Origin of the sequence: Streptomyces sp. 7N604 (assembly GCF_052245475.1) — a bacterium.
In the GTDB taxonomy this organism is placed as follows: Bacteria; Actinomycetota; Actinomycetes; order Streptomycetales; family Streptomycetaceae; genus Streptomyces.
This window is the reverse complement of the sequence record NZ_JBQQBX010000009.1, coordinates 169,357-187,320: the sequence shown is the minus strand read 5'-3', so window position 1 is coordinate 187,320 and position 17,964 is coordinate 169,357. Positions and strand designations below refer to the sequence as shown.

General features: G+C 71.3%; 13 protein-coding genes. 7 read left to right on the top strand and 6 right to left on the bottom strand.

Features of this window, described 5'->3' with window-relative positions:
* Positions 1 to 148 precede the first annotated feature (148 nt).
* The 3 genes from ACTWP8_RS12415 to ACTWP8_RS12405 all read left to right on the top strand — a co-directional run bounded on the left by ACTWP8_RS12415 (position 149) and on the right by ACTWP8_RS12405 (position 4,359).
* Positions 149 to 1,513 (top strand): TrkH family potassium uptake protein, encoded by a 1,365-nt coding sequence (locus tag ACTWP8_RS12415; RefSeq protein ID WP_443322190.1) that lies wholly within the window; start codon positions 149 to 151, stop codon positions 1,511 to 1,513.
* A complete protein-coding gene (locus ACTWP8_RS12410) occupies positions 1,506 to 2,225 on the top strand; it encodes a potassium channel family protein (RefSeq protein ID WP_443322189.1) in 720 nt (239 codons plus the stop codon). Before ACTWP8_RS12415 ends, ACTWP8_RS12410 begins: the two co-directional genes overlap by 8 nt.
* Before the next feature lie 97 nt (positions 2,226 to 2,322).
* Complete coding sequence (locus ACTWP8_RS12405) at positions 2,323 to 4,359, top strand: NAD-binding protein (protein ID WP_443322232.1); 2,037 nt, start codon at positions 2,323 to 2,325, stop codon at positions 4,357 to 4,359.
* Between the two features lie 28 nt (positions 4,360 to 4,387).
* On the opposite strand, the gene ACTWP8_RS12400 is transcribed toward ACTWP8_RS12405, so the two are convergent.
* The gene (locus ACTWP8_RS12400; protein WP_443314702.1) at positions 4,388 to 4,660 is read right to left on the bottom strand and encodes a GlsB/YeaQ/YmgE family stress response membrane protein; all 273 of its coding nucleotides are present in this window, start codon (positions 4,658 to 4,660) and stop codon (positions 4,388 to 4,390) included.
* 236 nt (positions 4,661 to 4,896) lie between these two features.
* Between ACTWP8_RS12400 and ACTWP8_RS12395 the strand changes: the two genes are divergently transcribed.
* A complete protein-coding gene (locus tag ACTWP8_RS12395) occupies positions 4,897 to 5,310 on the top strand; it encodes an ATP-binding protein (RefSeq protein WP_443314703.1) in 414 nt (137 codons plus the stop codon).
* 218 nt (positions 5,311 to 5,528) lie between these two features.
* On the opposite strand, the gene ACTWP8_RS12390 is transcribed toward ACTWP8_RS12395, so the two are convergent.
* The 4 genes from ACTWP8_RS12390 to ACTWP8_RS12375 all read right to left on the bottom strand — a co-directional run bounded on the left by ACTWP8_RS12390 (position 5,529) and on the right by ACTWP8_RS12375 (position 12,095).
* Positions 5,529 to 6,971: a cytochrome P450 gene (locus ACTWP8_RS12390; protein ID WP_443322188.1), complete on the bottom strand. Its 1,443-nt coding sequence runs from the start codon at positions 6,969 to 6,971 to the stop codon at positions 5,529 to 5,531.
* A gap of 26 nt (positions 6,972 to 6,997) precedes the next feature.
* A complete protein-coding gene (locus ACTWP8_RS12385) occupies positions 6,998 to 8,068 on the bottom strand; it encodes a terpene synthase family protein (RefSeq protein ID WP_443322187.1) in 1,071 nt (356 codons plus the stop codon).
* Positions 8,065 to 9,174, bottom strand: coding sequence for a polyprenyl synthetase family protein (locus ACTWP8_RS12380; protein WP_443322186.1), 1,110 nt, complete (start codon positions 9,172 to 9,174; stop codon positions 8,065 to 8,067). Before ACTWP8_RS12380 ends, ACTWP8_RS12385 begins: the two co-directional genes overlap by 4 nt.
* A 200-nt stretch (positions 9,175 to 9,374) precedes the next feature.
* On the bottom strand, positions 9,375 to 12,095 hold the full coding sequence (locus tag ACTWP8_RS12375) for an ATP-binding protein (protein ID WP_443322185.1): 2,721 nt from the start codon (positions 12,093 to 12,095) through the stop codon (positions 9,375 to 9,377).
* A 389-nt stretch (positions 12,096 to 12,484) separates the two neighbouring features.
* Here ACTWP8_RS12375 and ACTWP8_RS12370 point away from each other — a divergent pair, with 389 nt between their 5' ends.
* Both ACTWP8_RS12370 and panD read left to right on the top strand, forming a co-directional pair.
* Positions 12,485 to 14,344: a glycoside hydrolase family 3 protein gene (locus tag ACTWP8_RS12370; RefSeq protein ID WP_443322184.1), complete on the top strand. Its 1,860-nt coding sequence runs from the start codon at positions 12,485 to 12,487 to the stop codon at positions 14,342 to 14,344.
* 248 nt (positions 14,345 to 14,592) lie between these two features.
* Complete coding sequence (gene panD / locus ACTWP8_RS12365) at positions 14,593 to 15,027, top strand: aspartate 1-decarboxylase (protein WP_443314709.1); 435 nt, start codon at positions 14,593 to 14,595, stop codon at positions 15,025 to 15,027.
* 159 nt (positions 15,028 to 15,186) lie between these two features.
* On the opposite strand, the gene ACTWP8_RS12360 is transcribed toward panD, so the two are convergent.
* Positions 15,187 to 15,945 (bottom strand): FadR/GntR family transcriptional regulator, encoded by a 759-nt coding sequence (locus ACTWP8_RS12360; protein WP_443322183.1) that lies wholly within the window; start codon positions 15,943 to 15,945, stop codon positions 15,187 to 15,189.
* Between the two features lie 218 nt (positions 15,946 to 16,163).
* Between ACTWP8_RS12360 and ACTWP8_RS12355 the strand changes: the two genes are divergently transcribed.
* Complete coding sequence (locus tag ACTWP8_RS12355) at positions 16,164 to 17,927, top strand: L-lactate permease (RefSeq protein ID WP_443322182.1); 1,764 nt, start codon at positions 16,164 to 16,166, stop codon at positions 17,925 to 17,927.
* Positions 17,928 to 17,964 lie beyond the last annotated feature (37 nt).

Below are 17,964 nucleotides of genomic sequence, written 5' to 3'. Positions count from 1 at the left end.
GTCTCGTCCGGGACGTCGTCCACGAGGAACATAACGGGGCGAATGTCTCCACGAAGAACGCCCAGCGCGCCGGTAGGGTGACGCGCACCGCTGAGAGATCGGCCGGAGTGGCAGAAGGGTTGGTGCGGTGGCCACAGGTGCGGCGTGGATGCGGCGGCCCCGGTGGTCCCGGCTGATTGCCCACCCTGCCCGCGCCGGTGTCTTCGCCTTCGCCCTGGCGATCGTCGCGGGTGCCCTGCTGCTCACCCTGCCGCTCGCCGCTCAGGACGGCACGGCCACGAACCCCCTGACCACCGTGTTCACGTCCACCTCCGCAGTGTGCGTCACCGGCCTCGCGGTCGTCGACACCGGCACCTACTGGAGCGGCTTCGGCCAGTCCGTCATCCTCGGCCTGATTCAGGTCGGCGGCTTCGGCATCATGACCTTCGCCTCGCTGCTCGGTCTGCTCGTCTCCGGGCGGCTGAAGCTGCGGATGCAGCTCACGGCGCAGGCGGAGACGAAGACCTTGGGCATCGGGGACGTACGCCGGGTGCTCCTCGGCGTCGCCGCCACCACGCTCGCCGTGGAGCTGGCCTTCGGCGTGGTCCTCGCCCTGCGCTTCCGGTTCGGGTACGGGCGGACGGTGGGGGAGGCGGCGTTCAGCGGCTTCTTCCACGCCGTATCCGCCTTCAACAACGCGGGGTTCGGCCTGCACGCGGACAATCTCGTGGGTTATACCGACGACCCCTGGGTGACCCTTCCCGTCGCCGCGGCCGTCATCCTCGGCGGCATCGGCTTCCCGGTCCTGCTGGAGCTGCTGCGGGGCAGCCGGCGCACCCGCGGCGCGGCGGCCCGCCGCTGGTCTCTGCACACGCGGCTCACGGTGGCCACCACGGCCGTGCTGCTGGTCGCCGGCACCGCGCTGACACTCGGTCTGGAGTGGTCCAACCCCGGGACCATCGGACCGTTTTCGTGGCCGCACAAGCTCCTGAGCGGCTTCTTCTACTCCGCGATGAGCCGCACCGCGGGCTTCAACGCCATCGATGTCGCCGCGCTGGAACCCGCCACCCTCCTCGGCACCTGCATCCTGATGTTCATCGGAGGCGGTAGCGCCGGCACCGCGGGCGGCATCAAGGTCACCACCTTCGCCGTGCTGGCCGCCGCCATCTTGGCCGAGGCCCGCGGCGACACCGCGGTGGATGTGATGGGCCGCAGGATCGCGCCGTCCGCCCTCAGGCAGGCGCTGACCGTCGCGCTCGTGGGGGTGGGCTGCGTCATCGGGGCGACGCTCGTCCTGCTGACCGTCTCCGAGGACGAGACCTTCGAAGCCGTCCTGTTCGAGGCCGTCTCGGCCTTCGCCACGGTCGGCCTGTCCACCGGCATCACCCCGGACCTGCCGGATCCCGCCCTGGTCGTCCTGATCGGCCTCATGTTCATCGGCCGGCTCGGGCCCATCACCCTGGCCTCGGCCCTGGCCCTGCGCGAGCGCGCCCGCCGCTACCAACTCCCCGAGGAGCGACCGATCATTGGCTAGCACGCACCTGAACAAGTTCCGCGCCCGCCGCCGGGCCAGCCGCGGGATGCGCAAGCCGGAAGTGGCGGCCCGGGTCGCGGTGATCGGCCTCGGCCGGTTCGGCAGCTCCCTCGCCCTGGAGCTGACGCGGCGGGGCTGGGACGTCCTCGGCGTCGACTCCGCCCCCCGGATCATCCAGCAGCTCAGCGGCGACCTGACCCACGCCGTGGTCGCCGACTGCACCGACCCGCAGGCGCTGACCCAGCTGGGCATCACCGAGTTCAGCCGCGTGGTCGTCGGCATCGGTACCGACCTGGAGTCCAGCATCCTGGTCACCTCCAACCTCGCCCATGTCGGCGTACCGAACATCTGGTCCAGGGCCGCGAGCCGCCAGCACGCCGAGATCCTGGAACGCGTGGGCGCCCACCATGTCGTCCTGCCCGAGCACGAGATGGGCGAGCGTGTCGCCCACCTGGTCACCGGGCGGATGCTGGACTTCATCGAGTTCGACAGCGACTACGCGCTGATCAAGACGATCGCCCCGAACGCGGTCGGCGGGGTGCCGCTCGGCGAGAGCCGGGTGCGCAGCAGATACGGGATCACGGTCGTCGGCATCAAGCGCCCGGGCGCCGACTTCACGTACGCGACCGCCGAGACCGTGGTCCGGCCCGGCGACGTGATCGTTGTCACCGGAAAGACCCAGGCGGTCGAAAACTTCGCCGAATTGGCTTGATCCATGACGTCTCGTCGGACGAGCAGGCATCCTCTATCGGGTGCCTTCCCTGCCGTTCCAGCTGCCGTTTCCGCGCCGCGCCCCCCGGTCCGGCCACATGGTCGTCTGCGGTGACAACGCGCTCGCGCACCGTCTCGTCACCGAACTGGCCACCGTCTACGGGGAGGAGGTCACGGTCGTCCTGCCGTCCGTACGCCACCGCCACGGCCCCCAGATCGCCGCGCTCGCCCGCCGCTCCGAGGTGTCCGTCTCGGTCGTCGAGGCCACGGAGCCGGACGACGGGGCGCTGCTGGAGGCCGGAGTGGAGGGCGCGGCAGCGCTCGCGCTCACCCTCGGCGACGACCAGGCCAACATCCACGCCGCGCTGCGGGCCCGCCGCCTGAACCCCGAACTGCGGCTGGTCGTACGCCTCTTCAACCGCAAGCTGGGCCGGCACCTCGAAGCGCTCCTGCAGCGGGCCTCCGCTGTACGGGCCCCGGGGCTCGACGCCCGCGCGATCGACGCCTCGACGACCGTGCTCTCCGACGCGGACACCGCCGCGCACTCGCTCGCCGCGGCCGCCGTCACGGGTACCACCAAGATCGTGCAGGCCGACGGCCTCATGCTGCGCGCCGCCGACCGCACAGCGGGCGAGCGCGACAGCCGCGGCGCGCTGTGCACCCTCGCCCTGCAGGCCGCCACCGACGACGACGAGCCGCAGCTCCTCCCGGACGACGAGACGCTGGCCCGTACGCACTCGGCCCACCCGGCCGTCGTGCTCGAAGCGCTCAGCAGCGGCACGGAACAGGCCTCGCCGGCCGTGCCCCGGCTGATCGGATCCCTGCCGCTGGGCTCCTTCTTCTCCCGCAGGCTGCGCCTCGCGAGCGCCGGTCTCACCGCCCTGGTCGCCCTGCTGGCGGTCCTGACCTGGCTGGTCACGGGCTACGACCTGCTGCACGCCACGTACCTCTCCCTCCTCGACGTCTTCGCGATCGGCGACCCCGCCGTGGACGAGTCCAGTGGGCGTCAGATCCTCCAGCTCCTCGCCGGGTTCGCCGGAATGCTGATGCTGCCGCTGCTGTTCGCCGTCGTCCTGGAGAGCTATGGCGCCTTCCGCGCGGCCTCCGCCGTACGCCGGCCGCCGCGTGGCCTGTCCGGGCACGTCGTCCTGCTGGGCCTGGGCAAGGTCGGCACCCGCGTCCTCGACCGGCTCTGCGAGCTCGACATCCCGGTGGTATGCGTCGAACGCGACCAGGGCGCGCGCGGGGTCGCGCTCGCCCGCAGCCGCCGGGTGCCCGTCGTCATCGGGGATGTGACGGAGGAGGGGGTCCTCGAGGCCGCCAAGATCCGGCGCAGCCGCGTCATGCTCGCCCTGACCAGCAGCGACAGTACGAACCTGGAGGCGGTGCTGTACGCGCGCGAGATCCGGCCCGATCTGCGGGTCGTCCTGCGGCTGTACGACGACGAGTTCTCCACGACCGTCTACCGCACGCTCCGGGACTCCTACCCCGGGGCCCTGACCCGCAGCCGCAGCGTCTCGGCGCTGGCCGGGCCCTCCTTCGCGGGCGCGATGATGGGGCGTCAGATCCTGGGTGCCATCCCGGTCCAGCGCCGTGTGCTGCTCTTCGCGGCGGTGGAGGTGGGCGGACACCCCGAGCTGGCGGGACGTACGGTGGCCGAGGCCTTCCGGCCCGGCGCGTGGCGGGTTATGGCGCTCGACGTGGCCGCTCCTGAGGACCGCAGCCCCGACCTGTCCCTGCCGCTCCGGGTCGGCGAGGAGGGGCGCCCGGCGGAACTGGAGTGGGACCTGCACCCCGGGTACGTACTGCGCCCCGAGGACCGCGTCGTCATCGCGGCGACCCGGCATGGTCTCGGTCACCTGCTGCAGCGCGCTGCCGGATCGGCGGCGGACGCGGGCCGGGGGCGGGGGCGGGGCGACGGGCCGGACGGGGTTCCGGCCCGGGCGACGGACCGGAACCCGGGTCCGGATTCGGATCCGGGCGGGCACCGGGGCATGGGCCGGGACCGGGACACGAACCGGGACCGGGACACGAACCGGGACCGGGACACGGACCGGGGCCGGGACCGGGACACGGACCGGGGCCGGGACACGGAGCGGGAGCGGGATTCGGACCGGGACCCCGAGGCCCGTTAGGGCGTGGCCGCCGCAGGCGGCTCGGCGCTCAGCGGCGATCGCGTGAGTGGCCGAAGAGGATCCGGTAGCCGATCAGCAGGACCAGCGCCCCCGCGATGGCGGCGACCCACGTCGCCGGATCGTAGAAGTCCTTTTCCACGGGCCGGTCGAGGAATTGCGCCGACAACCAGCCGCCGAGAAAAGCCCCCACGATCCCGATAAGAGTGGTGCCCACGAGGCCGCCGGGGTCGCGGCCCGGGAGCAGGACCTTGGCGATGACTCCGGCGATCAGGCCGAGGATTATCCAGCTGACGATGTCCATGTCCGGGTCCTCTCCAGAAGTTGGCCGTTCCAGTCCGGTGATCACGTCCGGACACCGGGAGGACGCTTTCGATCGCCTTCGTGGTTCGTCCGTTCAAGATGTGTATGCGTCGGCGCAAAAGTTGTGACGCGTGGTGTCTGATGATGACGCCGAGTAGCGTCATATGCGGATCGCGGTTTCCATATTGCTGTGCACCGCCGCGGCTGGCCCTGACGGAGGTCGAGGTGACTGAAGCCATGAGCGCCGATCTGGCGGGCTTTCCGCAGGAGCGGTTGCTTGAGCTGCTCTTCGTTGGCGAGGACGTACCCATGCTGCGGCGGCGGCTGGCGGAGTGCGCGGCACGGGCGGGTCTCGGCGAGCCGCGCCGGAGCGACTTCGTACTCGCCGTGCACGAGGTGGCGTGCAACGCGGTCGAGCACGGCGGCGGGGCCGGCCGCCTGCTCCTCTACCGCGGCGACGGCACGCTGCACTGCCGCGTCACCGACCACGGCCCCGGCTTCAGTGAGGACGTCATTCCACCCGACCCGCCCGGGATGCTCGCGGGGGAGGGCGGCCGGGGACTGTGGCTGACCCGGCAGCTGACGGACCGTCTGGAAATCGCCGCGGGGGCGGTGGGCGCCGTCGTCACCCTCGTCATGGGCCTGCGCTGAGCGGCGCGGCCTGCGCCCGCAGACCCTCGCGCCGCGCTCCGCACTCAACTACGCAGAGTATTCGTGATGTTCGACCGAATCTGTTCGGGTGTAGTCGCACTGACGCGCGCGACGTACGCGACGCGGCGCGCGGGCCTCCTCCAGCTGCAGGCCCGTTGTCGCGTCGTCGGCCCGGGAGGTGTCCCCAGGGGAGGGCGGGAGAGATCCACCGGATACTCCTAGGTGCCCCCTGAGGTGCCGCTGGGACGCCGAGGCTGCGGGATCATCAGGAGGGGGCCGGTGCCCAGGGCAGCTTCCGGTTTCGGCCGAACCGCCTTGCCGGGCGCGGGCCGTAGCCGCCAGCGCGTACCGACAGCGGCCAGCGCGAGGGTCGCTTCCGCCAGGCCGAAGGCGTCGCCGACGCATTTGCGGCTGCCCGCGCCGAAGGCGACCATCGCACCGCGCGGCACCGACGACGCCCGCTCGGGAAGCCAGCGGTCGGGGTCGAAGCGCTCGGGGTCGGCGAAGACACGGGGGTCGCGGCCGAGGACGTACGGGCTGAACAGGACGGTCGTGCCGGGAGCCAGCCACTGTCCCGCGAGTACGGTCGCGGTGGTGACCATCCGGCTGAGCAGCCAGGCAGGCGGGTAGAGGCGAAGGGTTTCGAGAACGACGCGCCGGGCGTAGTCGAGGGCGGGCAGGTCGGGAAAGGCGGGCAGCCGGCCCCCGAGGACGCGGTCGACTTCGCCCAGCAACTGCCGCTCGGCTTCGGCGTTCTCACCCAGCAGGTGGAAAGCCCAGGCCAGAACGCTCGCGGTAGTTTCCGTGCCGGCGATCAGCAGGGTCATGACCTGGTCGTGGATCTCCTCGTCGGTGAAGCGCTCGCCGCTCTCCTCGTCGGTCCCGATCAGGATCGACAGCAGGTCCCCGTTGTCGGCCCGCGCGCTCCGGCGGCCCTGGACGGTTTCCTCGATGACCGCGCGCAGCCTCGCGCGCGCCTGGTCGAAGCGCCTGTTCTCCGGGGTGGGCAGCTTCTCCAGCAGCCCGATCGGCGCGACCATGCGCTTGTAGATGCCTCTGAGAATGACGGGCAGACAGTGCTGTACCTCCTCAACGGCCCGGCTGTCGATCGTCGTGGAGAACAGCGTTCGCGTGGTGACGCGGACCGTGAGGGCATGCAGTGCCGCGTTGAGCTCGACGGCCCGGCCTTCCTGCCACGCCCCGAGCGTGGCGTCGATCTCCTCGCACATCACGGCGGCGTACGAGGCCATCCGGCCGGGGTGGAAGGCGGGCTGGACCAGCCGGCGCTGCATACGGTGCTCCGCCCAGCCCGAGGTGAACAGGCCGTTGCCCACGAGCGGTCGGACCTTGTCGAAAAGCGGGCCGCCCTTGTCGTAGGTGCGCGGGTCCAGCAGTACCTGGCGTACGAGTTCGGGCCGGCAGACCATGTACGCCCGGTGCGAGCCGAGACGCACCTTGACCAGGTCCCCGTGGACGGGCAGGGCTGCCAGGAACTCCAGTGGGCGGCGCCGCAGACGGATCGCATGGGCGAGTACCGGGATCCGGCCGGGAGCGGTGCCCTTCGTCCACAGCGCAGGGGTGCCGGTGGCCGTGCGGCCGTGCGTCGTCGGCCCGGTGGTCGTAGGGCCGGTGCCCGGCCGTTCGCGTGACCTCTCTGCCACTCTTCTGCTCCTCGTCATCGGTGGTGTCAGCACGTGTGACAGCACGCGCGGTCGGCTGCTCCCGGCACCGGTGCCATGTCGGGCTGTGGACGGAATCGGGTGACGGGGGCGGTGAGGCTGATCCAGCCCGAGGCGGAGCCGTCCCAGACGTAGCCGTCGCCGAAGTAGCGCGGGGTGAGGTACTCGAATTCCTGGCTGCCGGCGATGACGTGATTCATGCCGTCGAGATAGGCGAGGATCTCCACGCGGGTGCCGTACGGCCCGTGCCGTACCTGGTCCCGGGCCGCGATATAGGCCCTCTCGTGGTGCTCCGCCTGCTCACAGAGCCGGTCAACTGCCTCTTGCAGACAGAGCCCTTCGCGCTCGATGAGCACGCGGACCAGCGTCATCTTGTCCTCCTGCGCGTGCTCCTTGCGCCACGACAGCAGATCGTTGACGATGATCATCTGCCGCATGGCGTGGGTGTGCACCTCGGCGAGCAGCGGCTCGTACGGGCTCATGTCGACCTCCGCCGCGTACTCGGTCATGAGCCGGATGAAGTCGCAGCCGAAGCTGTCCAGGCGCACGGCCATGCAGGTCTGGAAATCCGGCACCGTGTCCGTCAGCTTGAAACGGATCTCGGTCGCGCACCCGCGCAGAAACCCCTCGAGAGCGTCGGCGAACCGCCCGATCTGCGCGGGAGAGAGTCCCGGGCTGATCCGCCGCCACAGGTCCTTGCCCGCCAGGCCGTACGGGAAGTCCTCGCTGCCGCCGCGTTCGCCGTGAAAGTCGGCCATGATGCCGGTGAACACCGCGCGGGCAGCGGCCTCGTCGGCTCCCAGCGCCGAGCGGTCCGAGACGGAGCTGTCGATGACGGTGACGTACTGGTACCAGTCGGCGACGTCGAGGGCCCGCTGCTCACCGGCGTCCGGCACGGTCAGCGGTCCGTACAGCCCGTTCCGCTGGCGCAGGAAGAACAGCAGGTCCTCCTCGCCGGCGAAGCAGCCGCCGAGCCGGCGGCGCACCCAGCCGTTGGACCGGAACTCGATCTGCGCGGCCTGGGGGTGGTACGCGACGGGCAGCAGCCGGGGCATCTCGGGCAGGAAGAATTCGGTCATGAGGTCCTCGCAGAGGCTGCGTGAGCGAGTTGGCGCAGGGGCACGGTGGCCGCCTCGGGGAAGGGCGCGCGGTCGAGGGCGGCCAGAGCCCGGCGGCAGCGACGGGCGATCATGCCCTCGACCGCGAGCCGGGCACCGGTGGCCTCCAGGACGGCCCGTACGGCGTCGGCTTCCTCCCCGGTGAGATCGGAGCGGCCCACCAGTGCGTGCAGAAGCCGGAGTTGGGAGGGAGTGGCCTGCGCGACGGCGAGGGCCATCAGGACCGTGTACTTGCCCTCGCGGAAGTCGTCGGCGGCGGGTTTCCCGGTCGCCGCGGGATCGCCGAAGGCTCCCAGGAGGTCGTCCCGCAGCTGGAAGGCCTCTCCGACCGGGAGGGCGTACGCGGTGCAGGCGTCCGTGACGGAGCTGTCGCAGCCGGCCAGCGCGCTGCCGAGGTGCAGCGGTCGCTCGACGGTGTACTTCGCGGTCTTGAAGCGGTTCACCTCCAGGGCGTGGGCGACGTCCCCGGCCGGCCTGCCGGTGCCGAGCAGGTCGAGGTACTGGCCGTACATGACCTCGTTGCGCATCGCGTCCACCACCGGGAGGGCTGCGCGCAGTTGGCCGAACGTGAGTCCGCTGGTGTGCAGCAGCTCGTCCGACCAGGCCAGTGTGAGGTCGCCCAGCAGGACGGCCGCGTTCACACCGAACCGGTCGGCGTTTCCGGGGCGGCCCTGGCTGCGGTGGCGGTGGGTCAGCGACCGGTGGACGGTGGGGTGCCCTCGCCGGGTGCCGCTGTCGTCCATGACGTCGTCATGGATGAGGGCGAAGGTGTGGAAGAGCTCCAACGACGCAGCGGCCCGCACCACTTGCTCGGGTGTTCCCTCACCACCCGCCGCGCGCCAGCCGCACACGCACATCACCGGCCGGATCCGCTTGCCGCCGATGGAGATGAAGCCGTCCAAGGTGTCGATGAGTTCCTGGAGCGGTGGTCTCGCGGAACGGCGCTTGGCCGCCAGGAACTCCGCGAGCACGGTGTCGACCGCCAGCCGGATCTCCGTCAGGTCCGGTACGGCATCGGTGGGGGTGGTCAGGGACTGGCGCTCGGCATCTGCCGCAGCAGCGCGCATGGCCCCCTCCTAGGGAGCGAGATGAGGCAGGGGCGGAGAGTGATGTGTTTAACACTCTTCGTGGTTACGCCCTCAACCTTCACCGCACGGCGCTGGGGGAAACCGGGGACCCGGCCCCTTGGCGCGACAGGATCGACGAGGTGGCGCACGGCACGGCGCGCATCGCTCAACGTGCGCCGTGCGACTGGACGCACGCCTTGCTAGAGCGACTCGTGCCGCGGCGTTTCCAACCGGCGCGGCCTCAGCCCAGCCGCCACCAGCTCGTCGCGTGCCTGCGCCGCGACACCTCCGGCCCCGCACTGCCCGGCCAGGCAGACGCCCCGGTGCAAGGGCTCGGCGGCCTCCGCGAGGCGTCCCGCGCGGCACAGCGCGGTACCGAGCTCGACCAGAGCGCGCGCGAGCTCGTACCCCGAGGGCGCCAGCTCCAACACCCGGACGGCCCGCTGCAGATGGGCGATGTCCTCCGGTCCCTCGGTCAACCGGGCGAGCACGCGCAGCGCCTGTCCCACCGCCGTCCCCGTACCGAACCGCTCGGCGCGGCGCAGCGCCTCCTGCGCCAGCTCCAGCGCCCGCGCGGCGTCCGTCGTCCCGGAGGCGAGCGCCAGGTTGGGCAGCCAGGGGACCCAGGCGGGGTTGCGCATACCGCGCAGGTCGAGGCGGCGGCCCACCTCGGACAGCTCCTCGGCGGCTTCCTTGTGCATGCCGCGCGCCAGCAGCAGTTCGCCGTGGACGGTCTGGGCGTCGGGAAGCGTCACGGCCGAAGGGAAGGGCTTGCCGAACCGGCGCTCCGCCGCCAGCTCCTGGGCAGCCGCGGTGTCCCCACGGGCCATCAGGATCTCGATCAGGCCCGCCACCGCGTACCACTGCGCCGGGGTGCCCGCGGGCCCCAGCCGGTCCGCAAGCCGCAGCCCGGCGCGTACGAAGTCCTCGGCGTCGGTCAGTCGGCCCTTCCAGAAGCGGATGAAGCCCAGCAGGCTGTAGCCGAGCGCGAGGTGCATCCCGCGCCAGCCCTGCCGTTCGTACTCCGCGATGGCTCCCGCGTACAGCTCCTCGGCCCGGTCCGGGCGGTCGCAGTAGAGAAAGGTGAGCGCCACCAGCGACGGCACCTCGAAGCTCCACTCCTCGTCCGTCCAGGTCATCCCTTCAGGACCCAGCGCCCGCTCCGCGTACTCCAGCGCGGTCGACGCCGGTTCGCCGCGCACCATCGCATCCCACCCGCGCAGCCCGAACAGATAGCGCTCCGTCTGGCTCCTGCCGGTCAGCCGCCGCGTGAGGTGGGCGAGCCGGCGCGAGAGGGCCGGGGCTTCGCGGTCTTCGGAGGTGAAGCTCGCCGCCATGAAGTGCTCCATGAGCATGCGCAGGCGCACGCGCGAGTCCGTGGCGGAACGGGCCTCCCGGATCGCCACATCCGCCGCCTCGGTCAGCCGGTCGCAGTACGCGAGCGTCCGGATGATACGGATCACGATGCTCTGCCGCAGCGCCGGCGACAGATCAGGCTCCTCCAGCGCGGCCCGCAAGAGGTTCACCGTCGCCGCCGGGTCCTGCAGCAGCCCCGGGGAACCCAGTTCGTACAGCACCGTGGCCGCAAGACCCGCGGGCGGAGGCTCGCGCAGGGCGCGGCTCAGGCAGCGGCGGGCGGCGCCGGGAGCGCCGCGGCGCACGTACTCCCGGGCGGCTTCCAGCAGTTGCTCCGCCACCCAGGCATCGCCTTCCGGCTGTGTCTCCAGCAGGTGGCGGGCCACCGCGGCCGGGCTCTCGCCCGCCTCGACGAGCTCCCAGGCGGCCTTGCCGTGCAGCGCCACCCGCATTGCGGGCGGGATGGCGCGGTAGACCGCCGTCGCGATCAGCGGATGTACGAACTCCGGCTTCATGCTGTACGTCAGAATGCGCTCGGTCCGCAGCACGTCCGCCGCTTCCGCGGCCTCGGCCTGTCCCAGCGCCGCCAGGGATGAGGCAAGGCCGAAGGTCGCCTCCGAGCCGAGGACGGCCACGGCCCAGGCCAGCCGCACCGCGACCGAGCCGAGCTGCTCCAGCCGCTCCACCAGGCCGCCGTCCTTGGTCTCGGCCGCGAGGTCCCGCAGGGCGCAGGCGTTCTCCCGCGCGGGGGCCAGGCGGCGGTCGCGCACCTTCGCCACCAGCTCGACGGTCTCGAAGGGGTTGCCGCCGGTGACCAGCCAGGCTTCGTGACAGAAGTCGTCGTCGGCCTCGGTGCCCAGCGCCTCGCGCATCAGATCGGCCACGGCGGCCGGCGTCAGCGGCGCCAGGTCCAGCGGACGCACCCGGTTGCGCACGACCATGTCGCCGAACGCGCGGGCATTCTCGCGGAGTTCGTCCCTGCGGTAGGCGACGACCAGCAGCACCGGCAGTTCCTCCACCCGCCCGGCGAAGGACGTCAGCCACGCCAGGGACTCCGCGTCCGCCCAGTGAAGGTCGTCGACGACGAGGACCAATGGTCCGCGCCGCACCGCCACATGGGTCACCACCCAGTCCAGCCCGTCCCGCACGCCCTCCGGGTCCGGCACCGCGCCCCCCGCGGCGGGGCACAGGCCGACACACGGGCCTACGATGCCGTACCAGTCGCCGAGCATCTCGCGGCGCTCGCTCTCGGAGTACGAGGCCAGCAGCGGCTGGAACAACTGCCGCACCACATGGAAGGCGAGGCTCTTCTCCTGCTCGCCGCCCTTGGCGAAGAGCCCTGTGCAGTCGCGGGCGGCCGCGAGGCCGCGCACCTCCTCCAGGAGGGTCGTCTTGCCCGCTCCGGCCGGTCCCGTGAAGGCCAGCAGGCCGCCGCGGCGTGCGGAGGGGGAGGGGGGCACCGCACCGGTCGCCGAACGGCCGCTGACGGTATCCAACGCCGCGGCTGCGACGACCAGTTCGGCATCTCGCTCAAGTGTCCTCGGGACGATCCGCGCGGCCCGCACGCGCGGCTCCTCGTCCATCTTTGGGGTTACGGCTGGCTGTGTTTCGGACCGGTCCGTGACCACCCGATTCCTCCCGGCGCGGTGAGCATGCACGTCGGCGATATCGCTCTTTGCTCTTGACTCAGCGTATCCCCCGACTAACCGTCAGACAGAGGACCATGGCGCAGATACATCCTGAGGAGTGGCCGCGGCCCTATACTGCCCCGCTTCGCGCGACGAGCCGGCGCGTGGCGGCCGCGGCGGTGGTGGGACTCCGATTCTGGTCTAGACCACGCGTTCCCCGGTCCACTAGGGTGCCGCGCGCGTCCCGTCGCGCGCGTTCCGTCCTGCGCCCCCACGGACGTGCCCATGCCCGGAAGCGTTCGCCCAGGAGGTCTCTTACTCATGCGATGGCCCACCCCCCACGCCGGCGCGGTCGGTTGCTGCTGTCGGCCGTGGCCGCGCTGCTGACGGCCGTGGCCGTCACCGTCCCCGCGTCCATGTCCGCGTCCGCGTCGGCCGCGATCGAGCCGCCCTACAAGGACCCGGACCGGCCCATCCAGGAGCGGGTCGAAGACCTGCTCGGCAGAATGTCGCTCGACGAGAAGATCGGCCAGATGACACAGGCCGAGCGGAACGCAGTCACCGCCGCCGATCTCACCGACTACCGTCTCGGCTCACTGCTGTCCGGCGGCGGCTCGGCCCCGTCGCCCAACACGGCGACCGCCTGGGCCGACATGTACGACGACTTCCAGCGCGCCTCGATGGCCACCCCGCTCGGCATCCCCATGATCTACGGCGTCGACGCGGTGCACGGCCACAACAACGTCCACGGGGCGACGATCTTCCCGCACAACGTCGGCCTCGGCGCCACCCGCGACCCGGCACTCGTGCAGCAGATCGGCAGGGCCACGGCCGAGGAGGTCTCGGGAACCGGCATCGACTGGGACTTCGCCCCCTGCCTGTGCGTCGCGCAGAACGACCGCTGGGGCCGGACGTACGAGTCCTACGGCGAGAAGCCCGAGATCGCCACGTCGATGACCACGCTCATCACCGGGCTCCAGGGCGCCGAGCTCAACGACCCCGGCTCGGTGCTCGCCACCGCCAAGCACTACGTCGGTGACGGCGGCACCACGGGCGGCAAGGACCAGGGCGACACCGAGGTGAGCGAGGCCGAGCTGCGCGCCACCCACCTGCCGCCCTTCCGCGAGGCGGTGGCCAGGAACGTCGGTTCGGTGATGATCTCCTACAGCAGCTGGAACGGGCTGAAGCTGCACGCTCACCGCCACCTGATCACCGACGTTCTCAAGAACGAGCTGGGCTTCAAGGGCTTCGTCGTCTCGGACTGGAACGCCATCGACCAGATCGACGGGCGGCCCGGCTTCACGGCCGAGGAGGTGCGCACCGCGATCAACGCGGGCCTGGACATGATCATGGTGCCGCAGGAGTGGCGTACGTTCATCACGACGCTCAAGTCCGAGGTGGAGGCGGGCCGTGTGCCGATGTCCCGTATCGACGACGCCAACCGCCGCATCCTGACGAAGAAGTTCGAGCTGGGGCTGTTCGAGAATCCGTACACCGACCGCTCGTACACCGGCACGGTCGGCAGCGCGGAGCACCGACAGCTTGCCCGTGAGGCCGTGCGCAAGTCGCAGGTCCTGCTGAAGAACGAGAAGGACGTACTGCCGCTGCCCAAGACCGCCGACAAGGTCTTCGTGGCCGGCAAGAACGCCGACGACATCGGCAACCAGAGCGGTGGCTGGACCATCGAATGGCAAGGCAAGAGCGGCCCGATCACACCGGGAACCACGATCCTCGAGGGCATACGCTCGGCCGTGTCACCCGCCACGGCCGTCACATACGACCGCAACGGCAACGGCATCGACGGCAGCTACAAGGCCGCCATCGCCGTCGTCGGCGAGACGCCCTACGCGGAGGGCAAGGGCGACCGTCCCGAGGGGCTCGGGCTGGACAGCGAGGACCTCGACACGCTGGCCAGGCTGAAGGCATCGGGCGTGCCGGTGGTCGTGGTCCTCGTCTCCGGGCGCCCGCTGGACATCGCCTCCGAACTGCCGTCGTGGGACGCGCTGGTGGCCGCATGGCTGCCGGGCACCGAGGGCAACGGCGTCGCGGACGTCCTGTTCGGCGACTACAGGCCGACGGGCAAGCTGCCGGTGACCTGGATGCGGACCGCGAGCCAGCAGCCGATCAACGACGGCGACGGCAAGGAGGCGCTGTTCCCGTACGGCTACGGCCAGACGTATTCCTGACACGTATTCCTGAGACGTATCCCTGACGCGGAAGCGTTCGGCATCGCCGGACATCGCGACGGGCCACCAGCAGCGCCGGTGGCCCGTCCGCCCTCCGCCCGCAAGCTCGCGGCCCACCCCTGACCTCCGGCGACGGGCGGGCGGGGTGCCCCACGGCTCCCGTACGGCCCGCCGTGCCCTTAGCATGGCGTCATCGGCGCGTACCCCGGTCCGGGGGCGCGACCCTTGTCTGTCAGGAGTGTGACGCTGTGCTGCGCACCATGTTCAAGTCCAAGATCCACCGCGCCACGGTGACCGAGGCCGACCTGCACTACGTGGGATCGGTCACGGTGGACGCCGACCTCATGGAGGCGGCCGACCTGCTGCCCGGTGAGCTGGTCCACATCGTCGACATCGACAACGGTGCTCGCCTGGAGACCTACGTCATCGAGGGCCGGCGCGGCTCCGGCGTCATCGGGATCAACGGAGCGGCGGCCCATCTCGTACACCCGGGGGACCTGGTCATTCTGATCAGCTACGCGCAGGTGGACGACGCCGAGGCCCGCCGCCTCCGTCCGCGGGTCGTCCACGTCGACGCGAGCAACCGCATCACCGGCCTCGGCGCGGACGCATCCGAGCCGGTGCCCGGGAGCGGCGACGAGCGCAGTCCGCACGCCGTTCCCGCCCCGGCTTCGGCAGGCTGAACGGCGCGCCGCCGAGCTGTGCCACGATCCGGGCGGCCCCGGCGTGCCCGGGCCCGCGGGCCCCGGCCGGGAACCCGGGGGTCGCCGGGGTCGCGGGCATGCGGGGCGTCGCGGGTCTCCCGGGCGTCGCGGCCCGCCTGAGCCGCCCCCGGCCTTGTGTTACTCCGCCGCGCTCTCCGGGGTCTCCAGGACCGTGTGGACGATGTCCTTGTGGAAGCCACGGATGTGCGCCTCCACGAGGTTCCCGGCCAGCTCGGAGTCCTTCGCCACCACGGCGTCGTAGATCGCGTGGTGCTCCGCCCGCAGACGGGCGCGGACGGCTTCCCAGTCCGACAGCTTGTTGAACGCGGAGAGCAGGGTGTGCCGTACCGCGTTGCGGACGGCGATCGTCATGTCGGCCATCAGCCGGTTGCCTCCGGCCTCGGCGATGGCGACGTGGAATTCGGTGTCGCTGTCGTTGAACTGCTCGCGGGCCAGTCCCCCTTGATCCATACGGAGAAGGGGCTCGCGCATGCGGGCGAGATCGTCCTCGGTGGCGCGCTCGGCCGCGAGGCGGGCGCTCGACCGCTCCAGCGTGGCGCGCGCCTCGGCGACGTCGCCGAGCGGGAAATTGGCCAGCGCCATGTGGAGGCGGAGGAGCTGGGTCAGGCCCTCACTGGGCATGGCGGCGATCACGCTGCCGGACGCCGGGCCCGTCCCGACCCGGGAACGCAGCACGCCCTGGGCCTCCAGCACCCGCAGCGCCTCCCGTACGGCGGCGCGGCTCACGCCCAGCAGCTCGACCAGCTCCCGTTCCGGGGGCAGGCGGTCTCCCACGCGCAGGTTGCCCGCCAGGATCTGCTCCTCGATCCGGGCGAGGACGAGCTCGAAGGTACGGGATCGCGGCACTGGCTCCCAGGCCGCGGTCGTCTGAGCCATGGAAAGCCCTTTCACCCGGTGATGGCCGCATCGATAGCCGATGGATTCCTCATCGCTGCGGGTCGGGGGTGAGCCCCCGCTCGCATCCGATCATAGCTTGAGGCACCCGATGCTTGGTCGGACCAAGCGAAATTTCTGTGACACACCTCTGGACACGGTTCCCCGAGCGTGCTTAGCGTGAGATATCCAAAGCATGGTCTGACCAATGTGAGGGTCGCATGTACCAGCCTGATCTGTCCCCCGTCGCCGACAGCCTTGCCCTGTCCTCGCTCCTCGCCGCGCTCCCGCTCCTTACGCTCTTCGTCCTGCTCGGCGGGTTCCGGCTGAAGGCGCACTGGGCCGGCCTCGCATCACTCGCCGTGGCCGTCGCCGTCGCCGTGGCCTGTTACGACATGCCCGCGGGCCTCGCGGCCCTGTCGGCCAGTGAGGGAGCGGCCTTCGGCCTGTTCCCGATCATGTGGATCGTCGTCACGGCGATCTGGGTCTATCAACTCACCGTGGTGAGCGGTCGCTTCGAGGATCTTCGCCGGGCTTTCGGCCTGATCAGCGACGATCCGCGGGTCCAAGCCGTGATCATCGCGTTCTGCTTCGGCGGCCTGCTCGAAGCGCTCGCCGGATTCGGCGCCCCGGTGGCGATCACCGGCGTCATGCTCATGGCGCTGGGCTTCGCCCCCGTACGGGCGGCGATCACCGTTCTGGTCGCGAACACCGCACCCGTCGCGTTCGGCGCGATCGCGATTCCGATCATCACGGCGGGCAACCTCACCAAGATCCCGTACACCGACATCGGCGCCTACGTGGGCCGCCAGACGCCGCTGATCGCCCTCTTCGTGCCGCTGCTGCTCGTGGCGCTCGTCGACGGCCGGCGCGGAGTCCGCCAGACCTGGCCGGTGGCGGTGGTGTGCGGTGTCGTGTTCGCGCTCGCCCAGTTCGTCAGCGCCAACTACATCTCGGTGGAGCTGACCGACATCATCGCCTCGCTCGCGGCTCTGGCGGCGATCGTCCTCTTCCTCCGGGTCTGGCGGCCGCGGGGCGGCGACGAGGCCAGGGCAGCCCTGGCGCGCGACGGCGATTCCGGGTCCGTCGGCACCGCCGGCGGGGACGAGCCGGCGGATGGCGCGGGCGCAGGACCGCACCGTGGCCGCGCCCCGGGCGGGCCGGGCTCCGGCGTCTCCGGCGCCACGACCCGTACGCGCTCGGCGGCGGACAGCACAGCGGCCCCCGAGGACCGCGCCAGCGGCTCCCGGGTCGTCATGGCTTTCCTGCCCTACCTCATCGTGATCGCGGTCTTCTCCCTGGCGAAACTGTGGGAGCCGGTCAAGGAGTTCCTGGCGTCCAGCGATCTCAAGATCAGCTGGCCGGGTCTCGACGGCCAGGTCCTCACGGCCGCGGGCGAGCCGTCGACCACCACCGTCTACACCTTCCCGTGGCTGTCCTCGCCGGGCACGCTGCTCCTGCTGTCCGGCCTCGTCGTCGCCGCCGTCTACCGCGTGAGCCCGGCGGCCGCCGCCCGCGAGTTCACCGCCACCGTGGCCAAGCTGCGCTGGGCCCTGCTCACCGTCGCATCCGTCCTCGCTCTCGCCTACGTGATGAACCTGTCGGGACAGACCATCACCATCGGCACGTGGATTGCCGGTACGGGCGCTGCCTTTGCGTTCCTCTCTCCCGTACTGGGCTGGCTGGGCACGGCCGTCACCGGCTCGGACACCTCGGCCAACGCCCTGTTCGCGACCCTCCAGCAGGCCGCGGGCAACAAGGCCGGCCTCGATCCGACCCTGCTCGTCGCGGCCAACACCTCAGGCGGGGTCGTCGGCAAGATGATCAGCCCTCAGAATCTGACGATCGCCGCCACCGCCGTCGGCCTCGTCGGCAAGGAGTCCGTCCTGTTCCGGGGCGCGATCAAGTGGAGCCTGCTGCTCCTCCTGGCCATGTGCGTGCTGGTCTTCCTGCAGTCGGGCGTCCTCGCCTGGATGCTCCCCTAGATCCCCGCGGGCGCCGCCGCACGGCGCCCGCGCATCG

Excerpts from the sequence above, each read along its gene's own strand:
- ACTWP8_RS12405 (WP_443322232.1), top strand. The coding sequence starts at position 2,323 with ATGGTCGTCTGCGGTGACAACGCGCTCGCGCACCGTCTCGTCACCGAA.
- ACTWP8_RS12395 (WP_443314703.1), top strand. The coding sequence starts at position 4,897 with ATGAGCGCCGATCTGGCGGGCTTTCCGCAGGAGCGGTTGCTTGAGCTG.
- ACTWP8_RS12380 (WP_443322186.1), bottom strand. The coding sequence starts at position 9,174 with ATGCGCGCTGCTGCGGCAGATGCCGAGCGCCAGTCCCTGACCACCCCC.
- ACTWP8_RS12385 (WP_443322187.1), bottom strand. The coding sequence starts at position 8,068 with ATGACCGAATTCTTCCTGCCCGAGATGCCCCGGCTGCTGCCCGTCGCG.
- ACTWP8_RS12415 (WP_443322190.1), top strand. The coding sequence starts at position 149 with ATGCGGCGGCCCCGGTGGTCCCGGCTGATTGCCCACCCTGCCCGCGCC.
- ACTWP8_RS12355 (WP_443322182.1), top strand. The coding sequence starts at position 16,164 with ATGTACCAGCCTGATCTGTCCCCCGTCGCCGACAGCCTTGCCCTGTCC.
- ACTWP8_RS12370 (WP_443322184.1), top strand. The coding sequence starts at position 12,485 with ATGGCCCACCCCCCACGCCGGCGCGGTCGGTTGCTGCTGTCGGCCGTG.
- ACTWP8_RS12360 (WP_443322183.1), bottom strand. The coding sequence starts at position 15,945 with ATGGCTCAGACGACCGCGGCCTGGGAGCCAGTGCCGCGATCCCGTACC.
- ACTWP8_RS12400 (WP_443314702.1), bottom strand. The coding sequence starts at position 4,660 with ATGGACATCGTCAGCTGGATAATCCTCGGCCTGATCGCCGGAGTCATC.